Genomic DNA, 22,138 nt, shown 5'->3' with positions numbered 1-22,138 from the left:
GCCCATAGCGCACCCGGAAGGGAAAGGGGGAAGAGATTGGAGCGGGTGATGGGAATCGAACCCACGTCTAAAGCTTGGGAAGCTGCCGTTCTACCATTGAACTACACCCGCGTGCCCCGCATTCTATGCGGCCTTCGTTGTAGTTGACAAGCTCGCACGCTGGAACAGGAACCGGGAAGCTGGCATTATGTTGCCATGATTTCAAGCCAACTCCTCTTCCTGTTCAGCGCTCTCGGCGCGGTTAATGGCATTTTTCTGGCGTGCTACCTGTTTAGCCGCCGTTCGCAGCGGCTGACGAACTGCATGCTGGGCGCCCTGCTGCTGGCTATCAGCGTCCGAACCGTCAAATCGACTTTTCTCTACTTCAACCGGGATCTCGCGGTTGAGTTTATCCAGCTTGGCATTTCGGCGTGCCTGTTTATCGGGCCGCTGACCTATCTTTACGTGCATAGCCATCTGGCGGACCTGGCGCAGCGCTCCATTGGCCGGTATTGGCACTGGCACCTGCTGCTGCCGGCGCTGGTGGTCGGCCTGGGTGCCGTGTTTTCGTATTCGGAGTATCCGAACATCTGGCGCCACTGCATGTCGGTCATCCACATTTACTGGCTTGGCTATCTGCTTCTGGCCGGCCGCCAGTTGTGGCAAGCGCGGGTGCTTTCGCGGCAGACCATTCTTTTGCATAGCGTTTATTTCAGCAGCTGCCTGATCCTGCTCGCCTATGCGACGACGCAGTTCACTTCTTATATTGTCGGCGCGCTGTCATTTACGTTTTCCATGCACGTTACGGTGCTGACGTATTTCCTGCAAACCGAAGCAAAGAAGGATAAATATCAGAATCGGAAGCTGACCGAGGAGGATGCCAGCGCCATTTTGCATTCCCTGAATCAGGCGATGCGCGACCAGCAGCTTTATTTGAATCCGAATTTGAGCCTGGCGCTGTTGGCTAAAAAGGTTGGCAATTTGCAAACCACGGTTTCCCAGGTAATTAATGACAATCTGGGCAAAAGCTTTAATTTGTATATCAATGAGTTCCGCATCCAGCATGCGAAGGACTTGCTGGTCAGCGAATCCCACCTGAACATGGAGCTGGTTGCCGAGCGCAGCGGCTTCAACTCCAACTCCACTTTCTTCGCCGCTTTCAAGAAAATCACCGGGCAGACACCCGCCAGCTACCGCGCTGCGCACTCCGAAATCATGTAATCGGAGTCCGAATCCACGGTTCGGGACTTCAAGCTCCCGGCTTCGCCTTAAGTTGAGGGTCCGCATCCTCAACTTAAGGTCCCCCATGAACCGACACCTGATCCTAGGCGCTTTCCTTTTTCTCTGCTCCCACGCGCAGGCGCAGTCCGACGCCGAGCAAATTACCAATACGCTGAACGATTACATCGAAGGCACCGCGAATGGTGAGCCCGACAGATTAAAGAAGGCCTTTCATCCGGATTTCAAACTGTATGGCGTAAGTGATGCCAATGAATTGCTTATTCGCTCCGGCGAGCAATACATCGCGAATTTCACGCCCGGACAAAAGACCGACCGGATTGGGCGGATTATCTCGATAGATTTCGAAAATAATGCAGCATCGGCAAAAGTCGAAGTGATCGTGCCAAAATTCAGCCGCGTGTACACCGACTATTTCCTGCTGATGAAATACCAGGGCGCCTGGAAAATCGTACAGAAGAGCTTTACCTGGAAATCCGTCCGCATGGAGGCAAAATGAACCTCAAGCTCCTCGCCGCACTCGCCTGCCTGGCGTCGCTGCCTGCCTTCGCCGGCAACGAAATCGACCCTGCCTCCGCCTCGGAAATCGAGAAGATCATGAGCGAGGTCGACTCCCCCAACAAGCCGGCCCTGGCGATTGTCGCGCTACGGGGCGGCAAAGTCGTCTATGAAAAGGCCTTCGGCAGCACCAATCTCGAATACAAAATCCCGGCCACCGTCGATACGAAATTCCAGGTCGACAAGCTGGCGTGGGAGTTCATCGCTGTTGCCACCCTGCTGCTGGAGGAGCAGGGGAAGATCGGCCTGGACGACGATGTCCGGAAGTATTTGCCCGAGATGCCAAATTTCGACGAGACCATCACCATCAGGCACCTGCTGAGCTCAACAGATGGCCTGCACAGCTACCGGGTTCTGAGTTCGCTGGCGGGCTGGGAACCGAAGGAGCCCCTGCCGACCAAAGCTGTACTGCAATTCATCGGTAGCCAAAAGGCGCTGAACTTCAAGCCCGGCAAGGCGTTCTCGCCCGGCGGCGACACGCGCATGGTCCTGTTGGCAAGGATTGTCGAAGTGGTGTCGGGGCAGCCATTTGACCAGTTCTGCAAGACTCACTTCTTCGTGCCACTTGGCATGTCGAACACTGCCTTCGTCTTCAACGGCGGGCTTCCGCTGGAAAACACTGCAGTGCCCTACAAAAGCGGCGACAACGGCACGTTCCAGAAGGACTACGGCAATTCGGCTGGTGCGACCAACCTGTATTCATCGGTCCGCGATCTCGGCCGCTGGCGAGCACACATCGCGTCCAAAGCTCCCGGCACCAGCAAGCTGAACCAGCCCATCAGGCTGGATGGCGGCGCGGTGATCAAGGACATATCCGGCATTACCATCTATGGCCAGCAGCACGTAGGCCAGGAACGGGGCATCCCAAAGGTTTACCTGTACGGCAATTCGGGCGGCTATGCCAGCTCGATCTTCCGTTTCCCCAAGCAGGACTTCGCTGTTGTTACCCTGAGTTCCGGCCTGGCTTATAGCGGCGGCTACGGCATGCGGTTGGCGACGGTGCTGCTGAAAGACCAGTTCCCGCAACCTGCATTGATCGACTACAGCAAGCTGCCACGCGTCAGCCTCAGTCCTGCTGAGCTACAGAAGCATGTTGGCGATTACTGGAATCCGCTGCGCTCCTTCGCTGCCAAGGTTTACCTGAAGGATGGCGCGCTGCATTTCAGCCGGTCCGAGGGTGCGGAAGGACGCGAAATGATCCCGCTGGGCGACTCCGTGTTCCAGGTGAAGGTGGAAGGCGACGACACATTCATCGTCAAATTCGTCGGCAAGGATATTCACTACAGCATGGACGGGAGCGACCCGCTGATCTACGAGTCCTACCAGCCCGCGCCTTATACAAAAGATGAGCTGGCGCAATTCAGCGGCACCTTCTTTAGCGAGGAGCTCAACTCATCTTTTGTGATCGACTCAAGCCGCGGCGCGCTAACTGCCAATAACATCCGGACAGGCACGGTGACCTTCAAACCGATGGCTGCCGACATGTTTGCCGGTGATAAACGCTTCCTGGCCGGGATCAAGTTCATACGCGACAAAAGCCATGCGGTAACCGGGTTCCATGTCGCGGTGGATGAGGTCCGCAATCTGGTCTTCAAGAAGGTGGCTCAGTAACCAATAGGAACAATTCATTATCGCTTCACCGTTGCGCTGCCTATACTGATCAGTCCGCAAGGCCGATCTAAACAACAACGAGAGGCTGAAAATGAAAAAGATAATCCTGCTTGCCCTGCTCTTCCCGCTGTTCGCCATCGCGCAAGGCACACCCGACGTCGTGTTGACCAGCGACCGGGTGTGGGTCAAAGATGGCCATATGGCGGCCTTCAAGAAAGCGCTGGCCGCCCACGTCAAGGAATACCACAGCGGCCAATGGAAGTGGCGGGTGTACGAGGTGCTCAGCGGCCCTGATACCGGGGCCTTCCAGATCAACGAAGGCCCTAACGGCTGGACTGCACTGGAAGGCCGCGGCGACTTGTCGGCCGCCCATACCAAGCATTACGAAACACAGATCCTGCCGCACATCTCAAAATCCGCGCCGACGCTGTTCGTCACCTTCGATGACAAGCTCAGTACCACGCAAGCCGGCAACTGGTCGAACAAGGCGGTGCTGACACGCTTCTACATCAAGCCGGGACGGAGCATCGCGAATACCGCAGCGCTGAAAACCAATAAGGCGGTGTGGGAAAAGCTGGGGCGCAACGTCGCAGTCTGGCGCACCTGGGCCTCGGGCCAGCCGCAGGTCATCCTGGCATCGCGCTTGAAGGAAGGCTTCAAGGACTTCGACAACGATATGCGCGCCTACGCGCCTGCCTACGATGAAGTCAATGGCGCCGGCTCCTACGACAAATTCCTGGAGGACGTGGCGCGCAATGTGGACAGCATTGTCGGCGAGATGATCGAGTACAAGGCCGAACTCAGTTCCATGAAGTAGCCCGGCGCCGGAGGACGGGGCGTAGACCTTGCGGAACGCCCGCCTCCCGCCCAATGTAACAACGCCGCTACAATTCTCTGGCTTCGCCCACGCGCAAATCTGCCATTATCTTCGGCATTGAAAGTTACCCGAGGAAACCAGATGATCCCTATTCCACTCCGCGGCGCTGTCGGCATGGCGCTGGCCCTCTCCTTTGCCATGGCAGCACCGCATGCCGCCGCACAGCAGCAAGACCCCATCTCCGGACTGGTCGGGCAGCTGGAGCTGGAAAAGTACAAGGCCACCATCAAGTCGCTGACGCGCTTTGGCGACCGCCGCCAGGGCACGGAACGCAACCGGCAGGCGCTGGACTGGATCGAGGCCCAGTTGAAGGCTTACGGCTGCTCCAACGTGGAGCGCCTGCAATACCAGTTCACCGAACCGGTCGTGCGCGGCAAGCCTGCCGTGGCAGCGGGTGGCGGCGCGGGCGGCCCGCCGGGCCAGGGCGGCAGCACCCTGTTCGGCAACCGCGCCCGCACCGGAGTGAATTCCGACCCGATGGCGCAGCCGGACGAACGCCTGCGCGCCCTGAACGCGGAACAAACCCCGCTCGGCACCTCGCTGCGCGAAAACGTGTACTGCACCAAGATCGGCAAGACCCGGCCGGACGAGATGTACATCGTCAGCGCGCACATGGACGGCATCGGCTTCGGCGAGGCGGCCAATGACGACGGTTCCGGCACCGCGCTGGTGATGGAGCTGGCGCGCATCTTCAGCCAGCCCGGCGTGGAAACCGACCGCTCGATCCGCTTCGCACTGTGGAACAACGAAGAAACCGGCCTGAATGGCGCGGCAGCCTACGTGGAGCAGCGCAAGAACCTGCAAGGCATCGAGTCGCCGAAAGGCTCCGGCAAATATCCTGAGCCGAAGTGGCTGGGCATGATCCAGCACGACATGATGCTGTTCGACCACGGCATGCCGGTGCCGAAACTGGATGCCTCCGGCAAGCCGGTGCTGGACGCCAAGGGCCACCCAATCTACGAGCTGCCGAAAGAACAGCGTCTGGAAGCCGATGTGAACATCGAATACCAGTCGCAGTCGAAACAGGCCGAAGGCTCGGCCAAGCTGGCCTGGGAATTCCGCGCAGCGAACGACAAGTACGCCACCAACTACCCGGCGGCTGTGGGCTTCCACATGACCAATACCGACTCCACGCCGTTCATGGACCTGGTGCCCTCCATCTCGCTGCGCGAGAACGAGCGCGGGCAGCAGATCGGCGCCGGCTGGAATCCGCACTGGCACCAGCCGACCGACCTGTATTCGAACTATTCGGACAAGGACTTCCTGCTTGGCCTGAACGCGGCGCAAACCACGCTGGCCGGCGTGGCCAAGCTGGTCGGCGCCAAGGTCGTCAAACAGCCTTAAGACCACAGCGGGTCACTCGCCATCAAGGCGGTGGCCCAGTCCGTGAAAGCGCGCACGCGGGCCGACAGCCTGCGTGTGTACGGATACACCAGATTGATCGGCATGCTGCCCAGCTGCCACTCCGGCAACAGTTCCACCAGCGCCCCGCTGCGCAAATGTTGCGCAGCTTCGGCGCGCGCAATCGACACGATCCCCAAGCCGGCCACGCCGGAAGCGATGTAAGCACCAGCGTTATTGAAGCGCATGGCGGGCGGCTGGGTGATGCTGTGGCTTTCCACTCCACGGTGCAGCATTGGCGTGAACTGCTTGCCGGTGGCGGCGAATACAAAGCCAAGATAGCGGTGCTGCGCCAGGTCGGCCGGCGTTGCCAGCGGCGGCGCGCTTGCGAGGTAAGACGGCGCAGCGCACAGGCAGAAACGCATCTGCCCGGCCGGGCGCGCAACCAGCTCATGGTCCGCCACGGGGCCGCCACGAAAGGCGCAATCGATCCCTTCCTGCACCAGGTCCAACACCCGCTCGCCGCAGCCGATATCGAGCTGCACATCCGGGTAGCGCGCCACGAAGTCCGGCAACGCCGGGATGATGAGGAAGGTGCCGACCGGCGACGGCATCTCCACCTTCACCCGGCCACGCGGCAGGTTGCGCGCATGTGCGGCGCTGGATTCAAGTTCGTCGAGATCGTCCAGCAACGCGCGGGCGCGTTCATAATAGGCCGCGCCATCAGTGGTGGGCGACACCTTGCGCGTGGTCCGGTGCAGCAGCTTCATGCCCAGGTGTGCTTCCAGGCCCTGGATTTGGCCGGAGATGGTGGTCTTCGGTACGCCCAGCGCATCGGCCGCGCCGACAAAACTCCCAACCTCCACGATGCGGCAAAAGGCGCGCATGGCTTCCAGGCGGTCAAAGGCCATAATTGTCCGACTTTCCGTTCAGTTAATCCGATTCAGACCAGTTTATCCGCAAAGCCGTCCGAATTAAAGTTCAGGCATGGACCGAATCAACTACTACCAAGCCGCCCCGAATGCCATGAAAGCCATGATGGCCATGGAAAAAGCCGTCGCCGAATCGGTGCTCCCTGCGCCGCTGCGTGAACTGGTGCGCATTCGCGCCTCGCAAATCAATGGCTGCGCCTACTGCGTCGACTACCACACCAGCGACGCGCTCAAGGCAGGGGAAACCGTGCGCCGCCTGATGGCGCTGTCCACTTGGCGCGAGACGCCTTTCTTCAATGAACGCGAGCGTGCGGCGCTGCTGTGGACCGAAACCCTGACCGAAGTGGCGACCCGCCATGCGCCGGCCGCTATCTACCAGGCGGTCGTGGCACAGTTCAACGCGCAGGAGATGGCCGAACTGACCTTTGTTATCGCCGCCATCAATGCCTGGAACCGGTTCGGCGTAGGCTTTGCCAAACAACCCGAATGAGTTGGCTGCACAACAATCTTTTTTGCGGAAATACCACGGAAAGGCCTCGCTTAGAGCGCGGCCTCATCCCAGCCAAATGGCGATCTGCTAGTATGCTCGGCGACCCTTCCACACTGAAGCAAAGTAGCCCACATGCGCAGCAACGCCGAACACGAAACCCTCCTTGAAGACGGCAAGCCAATCGTCATCACCATGGACTTGCAGGGTCGCCTGACCTACGCCAACTCCACTTTCACCGCCACCAGCGGCTTTTCCGACGAAGAGCTGAACGGCCGGCCGCAGGTATCGTTCCATCATCCCGACATGCCGGGCGAGGTCGATGAGGACATGCTGCGCACCACCATGTCGGGCGAACCGTGGCGCGGCCTGGTCAAGTACCGCTGCAAGGATGGCGGCTACTTCTGGTGCATCGCCAACGTCACTCCCGTGATCGAAAAGGGCAAGACGACCGGCTTCATGTCGGTCTGCACCAAGCCTAAGCGCGAGCAGGTCAAGGATGCCGAACAGCTGTACCGCACCGTCAAGGGCGCCAATCCGGACGGCGTGCGTATCCAGCGCGGCGCGGCTGCCCCGCGCGGCCGCCGCAAGTGGGCCCGCGCCCTGCGCGACATTTCGCTGTCGCAGCGCATGGCACTGACCTTCGGCAGCATGGCGCTGCTGGCGGTGTCGATGGCGCTGCATGCCGTACTGCCTTATTCCACCACTGCGCTGCATGTGCAGGCCGTGCTGATGGCGGTGCTGGCCCTGTACGGCTGGTTCACCCTGCACCGTGCCATCGTGGCGCCGGTACAGGACTGCATCAACGCCACCCGCATCCTGGCCGGCGGCGACCTGACCACCCGCATGGCAGTGGACCGCCACGATGAACTGGGCCAGCTGCAAGCATTCGTGCGCCAACTGAACCTGAACCTGGCGTCCATCCTGGGCGACATCCGCGGCAACTTCGCCCTGACCCGCAGCACCACCACCCAGGTGCGCACCGCCAACTTCGACCTGGCGGCGCGTACCGAGGCGCAGGCGGCTAACCTGGAACAAACTTCGGCCCACATGGGCCAGATCACCGGCACCGTCAGCCAGACGGCCGACAACGTGAACACCGCCAACGGCGTGGCGAGCGAAGCGACGGAACTGGCCGGCCGTACCGGCGTGGCAGTGGCGCAGGTAGTGACCGCGATGGACGATATCCGCCAGTCTTCGCGCAAGATCGTGGATATCATCGGTCTGATCGACGGTATCGCGTTCCAGACCAATATCCTGGCGCTGAATGCAGCGGTGGAAGCGGCGCGCGCCGGCGAAAGCGGCCGTGGTTTCGCCGTGGTCGCAAGCGAAGTGCGCAACCTGGCGCAGCGCAGCGCGGCAGCCGCCAAAGACATCAAGGCCCTGATCGACGCCTCGGCCGACAAGATCGAAGCCGGCGCCAGCGTGGCTACCACGGCGGGAGCGGACATGGATGCGGTGATCGCCGCCATCGGCCAGGTGGCCGCCATCATGGGCGAAATCAGCGGTGCAACGCGCGAGCAAAGCGCTGGCGTCAACCAGGTCAAGGATGCCATCGTGCAGCTGGATGAAGTAACGCGCCAGAACAGCCAGATGGTGGAGGAAGCTTCCACCGCCACCGGCGTGCTGGACCTGCAGGCGCAGGCGGTGGCCAAGGCATTGGAAGTGTTCAAGCTGCCGCCACAAGGCGGCGCCAAGGACAAATCGGCGTTGAAGCCGGTGACTTCCAGCCACCAGCAAATCCGCCTGGGCGGCGCGCCAGCCCCGCTGGCCAAGCGCGCCTGATAGAGCAGCGCCCTTACTCGGGTGCTTCGACCTTATAACCCTTCGCCTGCAAGCGCGCAATCAGGCCGCTTGGAGACAAGATGTCCTGCATACGCAGCACGGCGAAGGTGGAGGCGTTGTTTTCCAGCGCCTTCTCCGCATTCACCATCCACAGTTCATGCGACTTCGCGCGCGCCTCGGCCAGTTCAGGACGCGATTTGAACGCAGCGCTGCCCTCCACTGCCGCACGGCAGGTGATTTCCTGGTCGGCATAATCCAGTTTGCGGATCGTCTCGATATCGCCGATGGCCCAGGCGTTGGCACGGACGCGCATATGGTCGATGTCCGCTTCCAGCCGGTCCAGCGTGGTGGCGAAGCATGCCGCGTCGTCCAGGTTGGACTTGGTGAAGTCCTTCAGCAGCTTGCTGGCGTCCGACAGGTCCACATTGATGCTCGATGGCGTGACCTTGATCTTTGACTGCTTGACCAGTTTGTTGATGGCGGGACCAACCTGGTCCTTGCCGGACAGGCCGGTCTGCTTCAGGCCATGTTCAAACAGGGACGAGGCGGCGAAGATGGGGCGGTAGCGCTCCACATCCTTATCCTTGGCCATGTATTTTTCCTTGAGGACGGACCAGCGCGCATAAGCCTCGGGCGGGACAATCTGCTGCAGCGTTGCGCCATCAGGGTTCTTTTCGATGTTCCAGATCTGCGGCAAGGCGGCGACCAGCTTGATGCCGCCCCACACGCCGACGCCGGCCTGCGATGTCGGCTCCGACAGGTATTCCTGCGACTTGGCCAGCACCGCTTCCACTTCATGCGAGCGCCATTCCATCTTCGCCGGCAGCGGACCGTATTTGCCGAAGACGTACAGCACGTGCTCGCCTTTGGAGACCTTCCACATGCCGGGGCCCGGACGCTGGCCGGTGATCACGACTTTTTCGCCTTCCGGCGCGGGGACAGCTTCCTGCTCCTGTTCCTGCGCGTAGGCGCCTGCCGCCAGCAGGCTGAATGCCAGGGCGGACACTACATACTTCACCTTCATTGTCATCCTCTTAGTTGTCAGTAATGGTTAAGAGAATGGCAATAATACCTTAACTAGTGTCGCGCCGGTATGCGCAGCTGGTGGACCTGCACGCCTTTGTCGGACAGCACACGCACCGTCAGCTCGCGCTGCGTGGCCTCGACCCGCGCCAGCTGGTCCTGGCCCAGGATCAGGCGGTGGTAGCCATGCTCCCTGTCGGGCGCGTGATAGGAAAACTCGTGGTCATGACCGGCGATCACCAGGTCCACCTTGGCCTGGTTGGCCAGCGCGGTCCAAGCCGCACCGTTGTCGGGCAGCCAGCCCCAGTCGCCCTGGTGCATGGCCACTACGCGGAAAGGCGCCATTGCGAAATGCGTGCTGCGGCCGACGTGCGCGCGCAGCCATGCCAGTTCGTCCGCGCGGTAAGGCACGGTGCGATTCAGCTGGGCGTAGACGTTGGTGTCGTCGGGCTTGTCCTCGGCGGTGTCGAGCACCAGCAAGTGCACTGGGCCCATGGTGCGGGCGTAGTAGTAGCTGCCCTCCGGCGTCGGCACGTAGCCGGCCAGCTGGCGCGCGTAGGCACCGCGCAGTTCGTGGTTGCCGCGTGCGAACAGCAGCGGCTTGCCGGGCGCCATGCCTGCCACCGTGGGGCGCAGCCACTTGGCCCACAACTGCTCTTCCGAATCGAGCCAGTGGAAGGCGTCGCCCAAATGCAGCAGCGCATCGGTGCTGCCCCAATCCACCATCTTCATCAAACGTCCGATGCGGGCGGTGTCTTCGTGCGTGTCGGTGACTACGCTGAAGGACACGCGCTCCTGTTGCGGATTGAAGGTGGTGAAGCTGGCCGCCGCGCTGCTGGTACTCAGGCCTTTGTCGGGCCAGTAGGGCTTGAGCTTCACCACGCGGGTGGACACGGTCTCGTAGGAGTAGCGTCTGCCGGGTGTAAGGCCGGTCACCGTCACCACGTGCCGCTGGCCGACCGGCACCAGGCCGTCCACCTGCGGTTCGATCTCGCGCACCTGGTCGCCGTCGCGCAGGATCACCTTGGCATGGCTGGGCGCATCGGTCATCCACACCACCGACACCGCAGTGTCGGATAGTGCGGACAGGAACGGACCCTCTGTAATGACAGGCTTGGTGTCGAACACCTTGTAAGGCTCCGACTGGGCGTAGGCGGTACCCACGCTCAGCGCTGCCAGGGCAATCCAGGCGATTTTCATCAGTAGCGGTCGTCGAAGGCGAAGATCGGCTTGCGCTTGCTCCACTGGCCCCGGGTGAAGTCAGGGAAGTCCAGGGTCTGGAAGTTCTGCGCAATCGACTGTTCGGACAGCGGCGTAATCGCGCTCCAGGTCACCGCATCGTAGATATCGATCGGCATTGGCGCGCGCGCTTTCAGCGCTTCCACAAAGGCGTGGATCACGAAGTAATCCATGCCACCGTGGCCGGCGCCAGCCGCCTGGTCGGCGTACTTGCGCCACAGCGGATGGTCGAACTTGTCCTGGTAGGCCTGGAAGTCCTCCCACTGGTGCGGCTTGCTCTTGCCTTCGATGTGGATGGAGCGGTTCACGTCCATCCACAGGCCGTCCGTACCCTGCACGCGGAAGCCCAGCGAGTATGGGCGCGGCAGCGAGGTATCGTGCTGCAGCAGGATGGTCTCGCCGTTCTCGCACGACAGCGTGGTGGTCACGATATCGCCCAGGGCGAACTTCACCTTGCTGTTCGGGTGGTTGGCGCCGCCCTGTTTGAGCACGTAGTCGTGCAAGCCGCGCGCCTTGGTGGCGAAGGTGTTGATGCGGGTGAAACGGTTGCCGCGGTTGATGTTGGTGTACATCGCGCACGGACCGATGCCGTGGCTTGGATACAGCTCGCCGTTGCGCTGCACCGAATGCTCGGTGCGCCACTTGGCCTCCGACCAGCCCTTGGCGCCGAACTCGATGCCGCCGCCATATGCCTTGCCCGGTTCACCGCTGTTGAACTTCACGGCGCGCAGGTCGTGCTGGTAGCCGCCCTGCAGGTGCACCAGCTCGCCGAACAGGCCGGCGCGCACCATCTGCAGCACTGCCATCACATCGCGGCGGTAGCACACGTTCTCCAGCAGCATATACGGCGTACCGGTTTTCAGCTGCGTATCCAGCACGTCCCAGTGGTCCTTGAGGGTGACGCCCGCCACCACCTCGCAACCCACCGGCACCTTGGCTTGCATCGCGTCGATTGCCATTTGCGCATGCCACTCCCATGGGGTAGCGATGATCACACCATCCAGCTGTTTGGAATCGAGCATGCGCTTGTAGGCGTTCTTGTCGCCATCCTCGCCGAAGGTGCGCGGCTTGGCCTTGCCAGCCTTCTCGAACTGGGCCAATGCCTTGCCCAGCACGAACGGGTCGATATCGCACAAAGCGGCCACTTCCACGTCGTCGCGGCGCACCAGTTCGCGCAGCAGCACCTGGCCGCGCGCACCGGTACCGATCATGCCAAGCCGCAGCTTCTCGCGGCTGCCTGCAGCGAAGGCGGTCGGCAGCAGCAGGCTGCCCGCCAGCGCGGCGCCGGCGGTGAGGAAGTGTCGTCGATTGAATTGCTTGTCCATCTTTTCAAAACCTCTCTAATGAAACGCAGGTTACCAGAACTTGTAGCCGGCAGTCAGCGCAAAGGTGCGGCCAAACAGGTTGGTCTGGTGGTTGTAACCTTCCCAGCCGTTTGGATCGTAGTACGGCATCTTGTTGGTCACGTTCTTGATGTTCAGGTTCAGGTCCAGTGCCTTGGTCGGTTTCCAGGTGAAGCCCAGGTTGGCGGTGGTGTACGAAGGCTGGCCTTTGCACAGGTTCTGCGGCATCTCCACACCAGCTGCCGTGCAGTTTTCCGGCGTGTTGTCGGTATCCCACTCGCCGTAAGCCCACTTGGCCTTGCCGGTATAGTTGATGAACAGGCTGGTGGTGAAGTTGCGGTAGCTCCAGTCGGCGTTCAGGGTGCCGCGCAGGCGTGGCGAATCGTAGTAGCCGACGTAGTTGCCGGAGAAGCCGCCGCCGTCGTCGTAGTTGTAGGTCTCGCGCTTGCGGATGGTGAAGGCGGCGCCGGTGCCCAGCTTGCCCCACTCGCCCAGCGACCAGCGTGCACGCGCGTCGATGTCGAAGCCGTCCAGCAAGGTGCGGCCGCGGTTGGAGTAGGAGTTGATCAGGCCACCCAGGTTACCCACCGAGTACTTCGGCAATGCGCCGTTGCAGGCTGCGGCGTTGGCCGGGTTGGCGCACATGGTGACCACAGCGGCCATGTTGGCGCGATCGGCATCGCTCAAGTCGTTGCGGATCGCCTGATTGGTGCCTTGCAGCGCCGGGCCATACTTTTCAACCAGTTGGGTGAACAGCTGGTTGAAGTCCTGGCGCACGATCTCGTCGCGGCGGTAGACGAACCAGTAGTCCAGCGAAATGCTGACGTCCTTGGCCGGCTGCAGCACCAGGCCGAAGGTGGAGATCTTGGCCTTCTCCGGCTGCAGGTCCGGGTTCGGCGGGGTCAGGCCGCCGACGGTGGTCGAGCAATTGGAGTTGAGCAGCGCCTTGCCCAGATCCTGCTCGGTCTTGGTGACGGACTTCTGCAGCAGCTTGGCGATGGCATTGGTTTCATCGCAGCGCACGGTGTCGCGGATGCCGCCCACCTGGGCGAACACGCCGCCGCTGCCCGATTCGGCCAGGTTAGGTGCGCGGAAACCTTCCGAGTAGGTGCCGCGTACCATGATTTCCGGACGCGCACGCCATTGCACGCCAAGCTTCGGCGCCAGGTTGGCGGAGAAGTGCGGGTACTTGTCCAGGCGCGCTGCGGCGTTGACTTCCAGAGTTTCCGTGACCGGCACCACCACTTCGCCGAACAGCGCGCTGACAGTTCGCTTGCCGTCGAACCAGGAGCCGCCCTGCTGGGTGATCAGGCCATTGGCCGCATCGGCGTTGCCCGGGGTGTCGAAGCTTTCGCGCATAAGGTTGGTGCCGAAGGCGGCGCGCACTTCACGGTCGCCCAGGTTGAACAGCGTGCCTTCCACCTTGGCGTCGAAGGTAATCAGCTTGGTCCAGGACTGGATGTCGAAGGTCGGGTAAGCCTCGCGCAGCAGTGCTGCATTGGCTTCGCTGATCTCGCCGAACTTGTAGGCAGGATTGTCGGAGATATAGGTACGGCCGGTCGCAGGGTCTACGCGGGTCGGGCCGAAGGCTTTCTCGAAGCCTTTGGTGTTGATATTGGTGGTCTGGTACAGGGTCGAGTGGCTGCCCGCCACGCCCAGCGCGGTCTCGAAGTCCCAACTGCCGCCCACATGGCCTTTCAGGCCTGCCAGAACGCGGTAGTTGTCGTCCAGGTTCTTCTGGCCGAAGTGGCCCTTGGCATCCTGCAGGATGTAGTTCAGGCCAGCAGCGCCGCCCATCTTGGCCGCCATGTCGGCGTCCAGCTTGCCCTTCAGGTAGACGTTGTTCGGGCCGAGGTAAGGCTGGGTGAAGGTATTCAGCTTGGTGCCGGTGTTGCGCGAGAACCAGTTGTTGACCGAGCCGCTGTTAAAGCTGCGCGGACCGTTTTCACCGCGCATGCGGATGTGGGTGAAGGCGGCTTCGGCGAAAGCTTCCATGTCGTCGCCGAACTTCTTGCGACCGGCCACAAAGCCGGTCACGCGGTCGGAAGTCGGGCCGGTGTCCAGCGAGTACGGCAGGTTGTTCCACACGCAGCGCGTGCCCGAGGCTTCGGTGATGAAGGTGGAGCAGCCGGCTACGGCGCGCTGGGTGCGCGCATTGCCCTTGGCCGGGTCGAACACGAAGAAGGTGCCCGGGTTAGGCTGGCCAGGTTCGCTGCCGACGCCGATGCGGAAGTTGGAAATGTAGTTCGGGTTGTTGACGTAGAAATGCGCCGGACGCTTGTCGTAAGTGTCTTCCAGGGCAATGCGGTCGCGCTGGTAGACGTTCAGCGAGGCCATGATGTTATAGCCGTCGCTGCCGACATCGCCCTTGCCGTACACCAGGCTGGCCTGGCGCTCGCCGTAGGACGACACTTCCTGCGAGTGGTCGATGGTGGCGCGCGCTTCCAGGCCCTGGTAGTTTTTCTTGGTGATGACGTTGATCACGCCCGCCACCGCGTCGGAACCATAGACCGCCGATGCGCCGTCGGTCAGGATCTCCATGCGTTCGATCGCCGCCGCAGGGATCGCGTCGATGTTGACGAACATGGTCTGGAAGCCAGCCGGTGCGCCGTAGAACGACAGGCGGCGGCCGTTCAGCAGCACCAGGGTGCCTTGCGCGCCCAGGCCGCGCAGGTTGGCCTGCGAGCCGCCGTCGGAGCCGGTGAACATGGAACGGAAGTCCTGCTGCGCCGGGCGCGCGGCCGGCAGGTTGTCCAGCACCTGCATCAGGGTGCGGGCGCCCATGTTTTCAATCTGCTTGGCATCGATCACCTGCACCGGCGACGCGGTTTCGGCGTTGATACGCTTCAGGCTCGAACCGGTGACTTCCACGCGATGGACCTTTTCGCCCTTCTCGTCCTTCTTGTCATCGGCTTCGGCGGCGATGGCGCCGCCTGCCAGGCCTACTGCTGCCAGCGCAGCGATCAGTTTCTTCAGTTCCACAGCTATCTCCTCTCGGTTTTTGTCTTAGAAGTTGTATTCAGCGGTCAATCGGACGGAACGCGGCGAGGTGCGTCCGGCCACTTCCAGGTAGTGCTGGGAAATGGCGCCGGCATCTTCACGCGTTTCGTTGTAGCGGGTCACGGTCTGGCGGTTCAGGGCGTTGAACACGTCGACCTTCAGGCTCAGGCCTTTGGCGAAAGCAGGGGTATAGACCAGGTTCAGGTCCAACTGGGTTTGCCACGGCATGCGGCCCTGGCTGCCGCGCGGCGCGGGCTTGCCGTTGCAGAAGAAGTAGGCGTCGCCGTAGTCGTCGTCCCAGTGCAGGTTCTCCGGCAGCGCGCCGATGCAGTTGCGGGGCGCGCCGGAAATCAGGGCCAGGTTGCCGCCCACCATCCACTCCGGCGCCACTTGCCAGAAGCCGTAGGCCTTGAGCTGGTGACGATGGTCGCTCGGCAGGTAGCCGTAGGCGTTGTACATCAGCTCCTTGTGATCGGTGCTGACGGTCAGCGCCACGTCGCCGCCGCCGATGGTGTCGGTCTGGCCTTCCATATTGCCCTTCAGGCGCGACAGGGTGTAGGTCAGCTTGCCGTACCAGCCGTCGCTCATTGGATGCTCGAGCGACAGGTTTAGAGCGCGGTAGCTGCGGTCAGGTTTTGGATTGCCCCATTCGGCGGCGCTGATATCGACCTGGCGCAGGCCTTTGCCGTCGGCGAAGTCGATCCACAGGTTGTTGCCGCGGCCCGGGTTGATGATGGCGCACTGGAAGCCGCTCCAGTGGCTGGTATCGACCTTGTTGCGTTCAGCCCATGCATCGATCGGACGCTGGTCGCAGGTATCGTCGTTGGTGTCGTTCAGTTTGCGGTACAGCAGGCCCGCGCCGACCACCAGCTTGGGCGTGATGGCGCGCTCGAAGCCCAGCGCGAATTCATCCTGCGACAACGGCTTCAGGCCGATGGCGGTCACCTCGCGCGCATCGCGGCCCACGCCGTAGGCATTGTTGGCGGAGTACGGCTTGCTGATGGCGTGCAGGCCGGTCGGCGCGCCGGTCGCCGCGTCAACGCCGGTGTAGGTGAAGAACTCGCTGGTGTTCAGCGAAGGGCTGGCCATATTGCTGGACAGGTTGGACGGCACCGGCAAGTGGTAGCGGCCGGCGTTGGCGTACACTTTCAGCGAACTGTCGCCGTACGCGTCCCAGGTGGCGCCCAGGCGCGGCGCGATCATGCTGCGCTGGGAGATGAAAGCATCACCCTCGGTGGTGTAGTTGGTGAACTGTTCGCGGCGTACGCCGACGTCCAGCAGCAGGCGGTCGTTGACCTGGTAATGGTCCTGGATGTACTGCGCGGACTGGGTGCTGGTCGGGCGCGCCAGGCGGTCGGTGATGTCCTTGCTGACGTAGTAGCCCTGCAAGCCGTAGCCGCCGCCCTGCGCCGGGGTCTCGAAGGCGCCGTTGATCGGGCGGTTCGGGTCGGTGGCTTTGCGGTAGGTCCAGCGGTAGCCGCCGGCCAGCGTGGTGCCGACCAGGGAATCGATCTTCAGGCGGTCGATACCGGCGCGCAGCGAGTGGTCGCCCAGCTTGTACTCGGCGTCCAGGCGCATGCCCTTCTGGTTGTCATGCGAGGACGGGTCGACCAGGCTGCCGGTCACGGTCTGCGGGTTGTTGTAGGTCAGGCCCGGCACGCGCGCGGTGACGGAGGAGGAAGTCTGCGCCAGTGCCGGGTTGTAGCCGTCCGGGATGCGGCGGTGCGAGGTGCGCGAGTCGCCGTACAGCGCAGTCACCGTCAGCGCATCGGTCAGGTAGCCGGTGTATTTGAAGATGCCGATATTGGCGCCCGGTGCGGAGGCGGAGGCGCAGCAGTTGATGGTTTCCTGCGCCTTGTTGCCGGGGACGTCGTTGCGCGTCAGGGTGCCGTAATCGAAGCCGTACGCCTGGCTGCGCGTGCGGGTCTGGTCGTACAGCTTGGTGAATTCGAAGTGGTGGTTCTCGGTCAGGTTGTAGTCGATCTTGCCGAGGAAGCGCTTGACGGTGGTGCCGCTGGTGCTCCAGCCGGTGGCGGTGCTTTGACCGGCGCTGCTGGCGGCGCCGATTGAGCTGGAATCGGTCTTGGTTTGTTCCAGCGCTACAAAGGCGAACAGCTTGTTCTCGATGATCGGACCGCTGCCGTACAGGCCAGCGACCTTGCTGGTGGTGTGGTTGTCGCGGTTCCAGTACAGCAGCTTGCCGTCGGTGTCCGGATTGGCGCCGGTGTTGGCGTAATAGGTATTTTCGGGCGTTCCGCGCAGGGAGCCTGGAATGGTGGCGTACTTGCCGCCGAACTCGAACTTGTTGCCGCCGCTGCGGGTGGTGATGTTGATGACGCCACCGGTGGAGCGGCCGAACTCCGCGCCGTAGCCGCCGGACAGCACCTGCATATTCGAGATCGCGCCGAACGGCAGTTCCGAGGCGCCGACCTGGGTCAGGATGTTGGTGATCGGGAAGCCGTTGACGTAAAAGGCATTCTCGGACTGGCCCGAACCGGCGATCGACGGCGCGCTGCCGTACTGGCCGTTGGTGCCGCGCGAGACGCCGGGCGTCAGCTGCACGACGGAGGCTACGTCGGCCGCAACCGGCAGCTGTTTCAGTTCGCGTGCGGTGAACACCACGCCGTTATTGGTGTTGGAGACGTCGATGCGGTTGCGCACCGAGCTCACCACCACCTTCTGCATTTCGGCGCCGCCAAAGTTGGCTTCCACGCCGCTGCCGACGCGCGCTTCGACTTCCTGCGTCGCTTCCACGGTGCCGGCGCGCAGCACCTTGACCGCGTAGCGGCCCGGCGGCATCGAGTTCGCCACGTAGCGGCCGGATGCATCGGGCGTCAGCGTGCGCTGCACGCCGGTTTCCAGGTTCTGCACCACCACGCTGGCGCCGGACGGCGTCTTCACCTCACCGAAGATGGTGGTGGTAGCGTTGGACTGGGCCCATGCCTGGCCGGCGATGGCCAGGCCGATCATCAGTGCAAGGGCCTTCTTTTGGGTTCGCATGCTGTATCTCCGTGTTTCGTATGGTTGTAAGCAGCCCGCCCCGGTCCGTGGAGGGGCTGGCTTTTAGTCGACGATTAGGGTGCGTTCAGCGTATTCGGACGGTGGCGCCCTCTGTGCCTAGCAGTACGGCATTGGCCCAGTTACCGCAAACCTGGGCGGGTTGGGCGCCGTTTGCGCCCAGGGTTCGCAGGCTGAGTTGCCGCAGCCCGCGCACATCGATTTCCGGCTTGACGACGGCCGGGGCCTTCACCATGCCGCTGTCGTACAGCAGGCGTTCGCCGCTCCAGACCTGGAACTGCAGGCCGCCCGCGTTGCGGCAGCTGTCGTCCACGCCAAGGTCGGCGCGCAGCAGGCTCCAGTTGCCGTCCAGCTGCAGGTCGACGCGGCTGTTCGCACCGACGCCAAGGCCCTTGCGGAACCACAGGCCGTTCATGCGCATCTCCTTGCCTTTGCCGGGTGGGCGGTCGCGTCCGACGCCTTTTGGCAATGGCAGGTCCGACAGGAAGCTTTGCTGCTCGGCGCCTTCTTTGGCGCGGTGCTCCAGGATGCGGAAGGTGGACAAGGCAATCGGTCCCACTTCCAGCGGTTGCAGCGCGTTGACGGCCTTGGCCGGGGCCTGCGCCGCCGCGGTGACCATCGGGTCGGTCGCTGCTGCGCCTTCGCCTTCCGGGTTCTGCGTGCTGAGCACGCGGAAGCGCAGCAGACGGCCTGCTGTGGCCGGGAAGTTGATGGTTTGCGTTTCCTTCTGCAGCTTCAGGCGGCCGGTGAATGTCGGCTTGCCCCATTCGCCGTTGCTGTCGGCGATGTAGATTTCGAAGTCGCGCACCTGGCCGTGCTTCCAGTGTTCGTCGCCGCGTGGCGCGATTTCGATACCGTCCACCAGGCGGCGCTCGGTGAAGCCGATGGTCCATTCGTGCGCGCCGGTGCGGATCGACTGGTTGCGCGTGGTGCGGAACCAGGTGGTGGCTTTGTCGTCGAAGGCGTTTTCCAGCGGGTGGCCGGGTTCTTCGGCGGGACGGTTCACCACCAGCAGCGCATCCGGCGGCAGCGCGCGCCCCAGTTCCGGGGCTTGCGGGAAGTCGCCATCCTGCTGCGCCACTGTCTGCACGTTTTGCACGGTGATGTGCAGCGGTTGGCGGATGTCCTGTTTTGCGGTCTTTACGTACAGCGTGCCGGTACGGTCGGTTGGGTCGTAGAACCAGCCTTCAGCAGCTGCCTCCCACGCCGCGCGGTCGGCCAGCGCAGGCAGCGCACGGCCAGCCGGGCCCGAAGCAGCGTCCACCGCATCCGGACGATGGCGCGTCAGCATGCGCAGCACATAAGCGCGACGCGCTTCCTGTCCCGCATAGCTCCCCTCCACCGGCGCCACGTCCACTTCGACGCGGCCGCCGGCTTCGCGCATGCGCAGCTGCTGCTGGCTGAACGCGCCCTTCTGGTACTGGCGCGTGTTGCCGTCATCCTCATACAGCGTGAACGACGACTCGCCATGCGGATACAAGTCCAGCGTCAGCACATCCTTAGGCTTCTCGCCGTCATACAAAACCTCGGGGTACATCGGCAGCATCGCGCCAGCCCGCACAAAGACGGGCAGCTTGTCGAGGGTCACCTGCAGATCGATATCGCGCCCGGAAGCGCCAGCAGTCGCCTGCCGACCGTCCCAGTAATCGAACCAGGTGCCCTGCGGCAGGTGGATCGACTTGCGCCAGCCCTGCGACACCGCCTGGCTGCGGTACACCGGCGCCACCAGCATGTCGCGCCCCAGCAGGAATTGATACTTATAGGCCTCGGTAAACGCGGCCGGATCGCCAGCGTAATCCCACATCAACCCACGCACCAGCGGCGCGCCGGTCTGCTCCGCCTCGCGCCCCAGCGTGTACATATACGGCGTCAAACGCAGTTTGAGCTTGAGGTACTTGCGGTTGACACTTCGGTAAGGTTCTTCAAACCACCATGGATGCTTGCGCGCATTGGCCGACCAGCCCGACATCCCCATCAGCACCGGCGTGAACGCCTTCCACTGCAGGTCGCGGGTAAAAGTCTCCGGGCTGCCGCCAAAGATCGCATCCACATCACCGGTCGCATAAGCCTGGCCCGACAGGCCGGAACCGATCAGGGTCGGCACGTGCCAGCGGATATAGTCCCAGCTCGCGCTCTGGTCGCCGGTCCACGCCACCGCATAGCGCTGCGTACCCGCCCACCCCATCACCGTCCACAGGAATGGACGGCTGTCGGAATTATTGAGGATGCCGTCGTAAGCCGACTTGTTCGCATCCAGCGAGAACTGATAGCCCTTGCCGGTCCAAGCCACGTCCAGTTTCTGCACCCGGCTGCCGGCCGTGCCGACTTCCCACGCAATCTTGTCGACGCCGTTCTCGGTCCACAGCCCGGTGCGGAAGCCGTACTTCGCCAGCCCCTGCACCGTCTGCGGCAGATCGGTATAACCGCAACCATAGCCATCGTTCGGCAGGATCCAGCCGCCCGGCATATCGTGCTCGCGGTACTTGCGCGCCACGACGTCGACAACGTCCGGCGTCTTGCCGGTCGGGCCGTCGCTCCAGCCTTTCGGCACAGTGCCCGGCTTCTTCACGTTATCGCCGTCGTTATAGCAATCGGCATCGCCGTATTCCAGCGCCCAGCGCGGCAGCATGCGCGCGCGGCCCGTCCATTCGGTATAGCGCGCCAGCACGTCGCGCACATCCTTGCCGACGAAATAGTAGGCATCGAAGCGCGGCTCCGCATGCTGCAACGCCAGCACATCGTGCTGGCGCAAATCGTAGCTGCCGTCGGCCCAGGTATTGCGCAGCATGCCCCAGCCGCGCGAGCTCATAAGGAATGGCGCCGGGCTTGGGCGGTCGCCCTCTTCCCAGCCGCCGGAGTAGGACACATCCAGCTGGCGGCCCTTGAATTCATAGCGGCCGTTCTGCTGGCCGCCGCCGAAGAAGCGCTCCGCCTTGTCGCTGGACAGCGTCTGCACGCTGGCCTTGTCGCCCAGTTCCAACGGCTGCAGCTCACGCCACAGCGGCTGCGCTTCACCGGCGCGGTACAGCGAAAAACGCACAGGATTACGGTCGACGCGCAGGGCCAGCTTCGCCGTGCGCAGCAAGATATGGTCCGGCTGCTCGCTTACGCTATGCTCAACACGCTGCGCCGGAGTGCCCACCACGATGGCGGCAGCCTTGTCGCCGGCATCGGTCAGCTTGCCCTTGGGACCCGCCCAGATCCGCAGCACATCGTCGCGCAGCAGGCTGACCCGCACGATGGCGCCCGAGTCGGTCGCCAGGTCCCAATGCTGTCCGCCGGTGCTGGCCGACGGTGCAGCGCTCATGCTGCGCAGCTTGCCCAGCGGAGCGGCCAGGGTGGTACCGGTAGCCAGGGCCAGGACGGCGGCAGCGATTGCAGTGCGGGTGAGTCTCTTCATAAGCCTGCCTTGCGTGCAAGGTTTTTTCGTTTTGATGGAGGTACTTTAGAAATAAAAGCAAAAAAGGTCAACAAAAAGAAAGAAAACCGCATTTTCTCAGGCATTTTTCGCATTTTTACCTTTCGTTTAGGCGATATTGCGGTGCACAAGCTTTCGCTTAGTAGCATTAGCGCAACGAACTATGCTGAATCGCGACGTCTTGGCGAGCACTTCGGCCGGTATTCCAAACTGATATATCTTTCGTTTTACTTTCGTATTTGACTTTCCGAAATATGTTATTTATGCTTTGCCTTAACTTATAACTTT

Annotated in this window: 14 protein-coding genes and 1 tRNA gene; 7 read left to right on the top strand and 8 right to left on the bottom strand. The window is 62.5% G+C overall.

The features are described 5' to 3' along the window. Nucleotides 1–37: 37 nt before the first annotated feature. Nucleotides 38–111 (bottom strand) — tRNA-Gly (locus tag AAHE99_RS19430). An 84-nt stretch (nucleotides 112–195) separates the two neighbouring features. On the opposite strand from AAHE99_RS19430, the gene AAHE99_RS19425 reads away from it, so the two are divergent. The 5 genes from AAHE99_RS19425 to AAHE99_RS19405 all read left to right on the top strand — a co-directional run bounded on the left by AAHE99_RS19425 (nucleotide 196) and on the right by AAHE99_RS19405 (nucleotide 5,608). Next, complete coding sequence (locus AAHE99_RS19425; protein WP_342119002.1) at nucleotides 196–1,200, top strand: helix-turn-helix domain-containing protein; 1,005 nt, start codon at nucleotides 196–198, stop codon at nucleotides 1,198–1,200. A gap of 85 nt (nucleotides 1,201–1,285) precedes the next feature. Beyond that, a complete protein-coding gene (locus AAHE99_RS19420; protein WP_342119001.1) occupies nucleotides 1,286–1,717 on the top strand; it encodes a nuclear transport factor 2 family protein in 432 nt (143 codons plus the stop codon). Next, nucleotides 1,714–3,387, top strand: a complete 1,674-nt coding sequence (locus AAHE99_RS19415) for a serine hydrolase domain-containing protein (RefSeq protein ID WP_342119000.1) — start codon at nucleotides 1,714–1,716, stop codon at nucleotides 3,385–3,387. The genes AAHE99_RS19420 and AAHE99_RS19415 overlap by 4 nt, the downstream gene beginning before the upstream one ends. Nucleotides 3,388–3,478: 91 nt before the next feature. Then, nucleotides 3,479–4,204, top strand: coding sequence for a hypothetical protein (locus AAHE99_RS19410; RefSeq protein ID WP_342118999.1), 726 nt, complete (start codon nucleotides 3,479–3,481; stop codon nucleotides 4,202–4,204). Between the two features lie 141 nt (nucleotides 4,205–4,345). Next, a complete protein-coding gene (locus tag AAHE99_RS19405) occupies nucleotides 4,346–5,608 on the top strand; it encodes a M28 family metallopeptidase (RefSeq protein WP_342118998.1) in 1,263 nt (420 codons plus the stop codon). On the opposite strand, the gene AAHE99_RS19400 is transcribed toward AAHE99_RS19405, so the two are convergent. Beyond that, nucleotides 5,605–6,516: a LysR family transcriptional regulator gene (locus tag AAHE99_RS19400; protein WP_342118997.1), complete on the bottom strand. Its 912-nt coding sequence runs from the start codon at nucleotides 6,514–6,516 to the stop codon at nucleotides 5,605–5,607. The genes AAHE99_RS19405 and AAHE99_RS19400 overlap by 4 nt on opposite strands. A gap of 76 nt (nucleotides 6,517–6,592) precedes the next feature. On the opposite strand from AAHE99_RS19400, the gene AAHE99_RS19395 reads away from it, so the two are divergent. Together AAHE99_RS19395 and AAHE99_RS19390 are read left to right on the top strand one after the other, a co-directional pair. After that, nucleotides 6,593–7,027, top strand: coding sequence for a carboxymuconolactone decarboxylase family protein (locus AAHE99_RS19395; protein WP_342118996.1), 435 nt, complete (start codon nucleotides 6,593–6,595; stop codon nucleotides 7,025–7,027). A 132-nt stretch (nucleotides 7,028–7,159) separates the two neighbouring features. Continuing rightward, on the top strand, nucleotides 7,160–8,809 hold the full coding sequence (locus tag AAHE99_RS19390) for a methyl-accepting chemotaxis protein (protein ID WP_342118995.1): 1,650 nt from the start codon (nucleotides 7,160–7,162) through the stop codon (nucleotides 8,807–8,809). Between the two features lie 13 nt (nucleotides 8,810–8,822). Here AAHE99_RS19390 and AAHE99_RS19385 read toward each other — a convergent pair whose 3' ends face one another. From AAHE99_RS19385 to AAHE99_RS19360, 6 genes are all read right to left on the bottom strand, one after another. After that, entirely contained in the window at nucleotides 8,823–9,833 is a 1,011-nt protein-coding gene (locus AAHE99_RS19385) for a TraB/GumN family protein (protein ID WP_342118994.1), read from the bottom strand. A gap of 53 nt (nucleotides 9,834–9,886) precedes the next feature. Then, nucleotides 9,887–11,032 (bottom strand): FN3 domain-containing metallophosphoesterase family protein, encoded by a 1,146-nt coding sequence (locus AAHE99_RS19380; protein WP_342118993.1) that lies wholly within the window; start codon nucleotides 11,030–11,032, stop codon nucleotides 9,887–9,889. Further along, nucleotides 11,032–12,396 (bottom strand): Gfo/Idh/MocA family protein, encoded by a 1,365-nt coding sequence (locus AAHE99_RS19375; RefSeq protein WP_342118992.1) that lies wholly within the window; start codon nucleotides 12,394–12,396, stop codon nucleotides 11,032–11,034. Before AAHE99_RS19375 ends, AAHE99_RS19380 begins: the two co-directional genes overlap by 1 nt. A gap of 30 nt (nucleotides 12,397–12,426) precedes the next feature. After that, nucleotides 12,427–15,396, bottom strand: a complete 2,970-nt coding sequence (locus AAHE99_RS19370) for a TonB-dependent receptor plug domain-containing protein (RefSeq protein ID WP_342118991.1) — start codon at nucleotides 15,394–15,396, stop codon at nucleotides 12,427–12,429. Between the two features lie 24 nt (nucleotides 15,397–15,420). After that, nucleotides 15,421–18,414 (bottom strand): TonB-dependent receptor, encoded by a 2,994-nt coding sequence (locus tag AAHE99_RS19365; RefSeq protein ID WP_342118990.1) that lies wholly within the window; start codon nucleotides 18,412–18,414, stop codon nucleotides 15,421–15,423. A gap of 85 nt (nucleotides 18,415–18,499) precedes the next feature. Next, nucleotides 18,500–21,832 (bottom strand): TIM-barrel domain-containing protein, encoded by a 3,333-nt coding sequence (locus tag AAHE99_RS19360; protein ID WP_342118989.1) that lies wholly within the window; start codon nucleotides 21,830–21,832, stop codon nucleotides 18,500–18,502. Nucleotides 21,833–22,138: the final 306 nt, after the last annotated feature.

It is taken from the genome of Pseudoduganella sp. OTU4001 (assembly GCF_038440195.1).
Lineage (GTDB): Bacteria > Pseudomonadota > Gammaproteobacteria > Burkholderiales > Burkholderiaceae_D > Rugamonas.
This window is presented reverse-complemented; position numbering and strand designations above follow the sequence as displayed.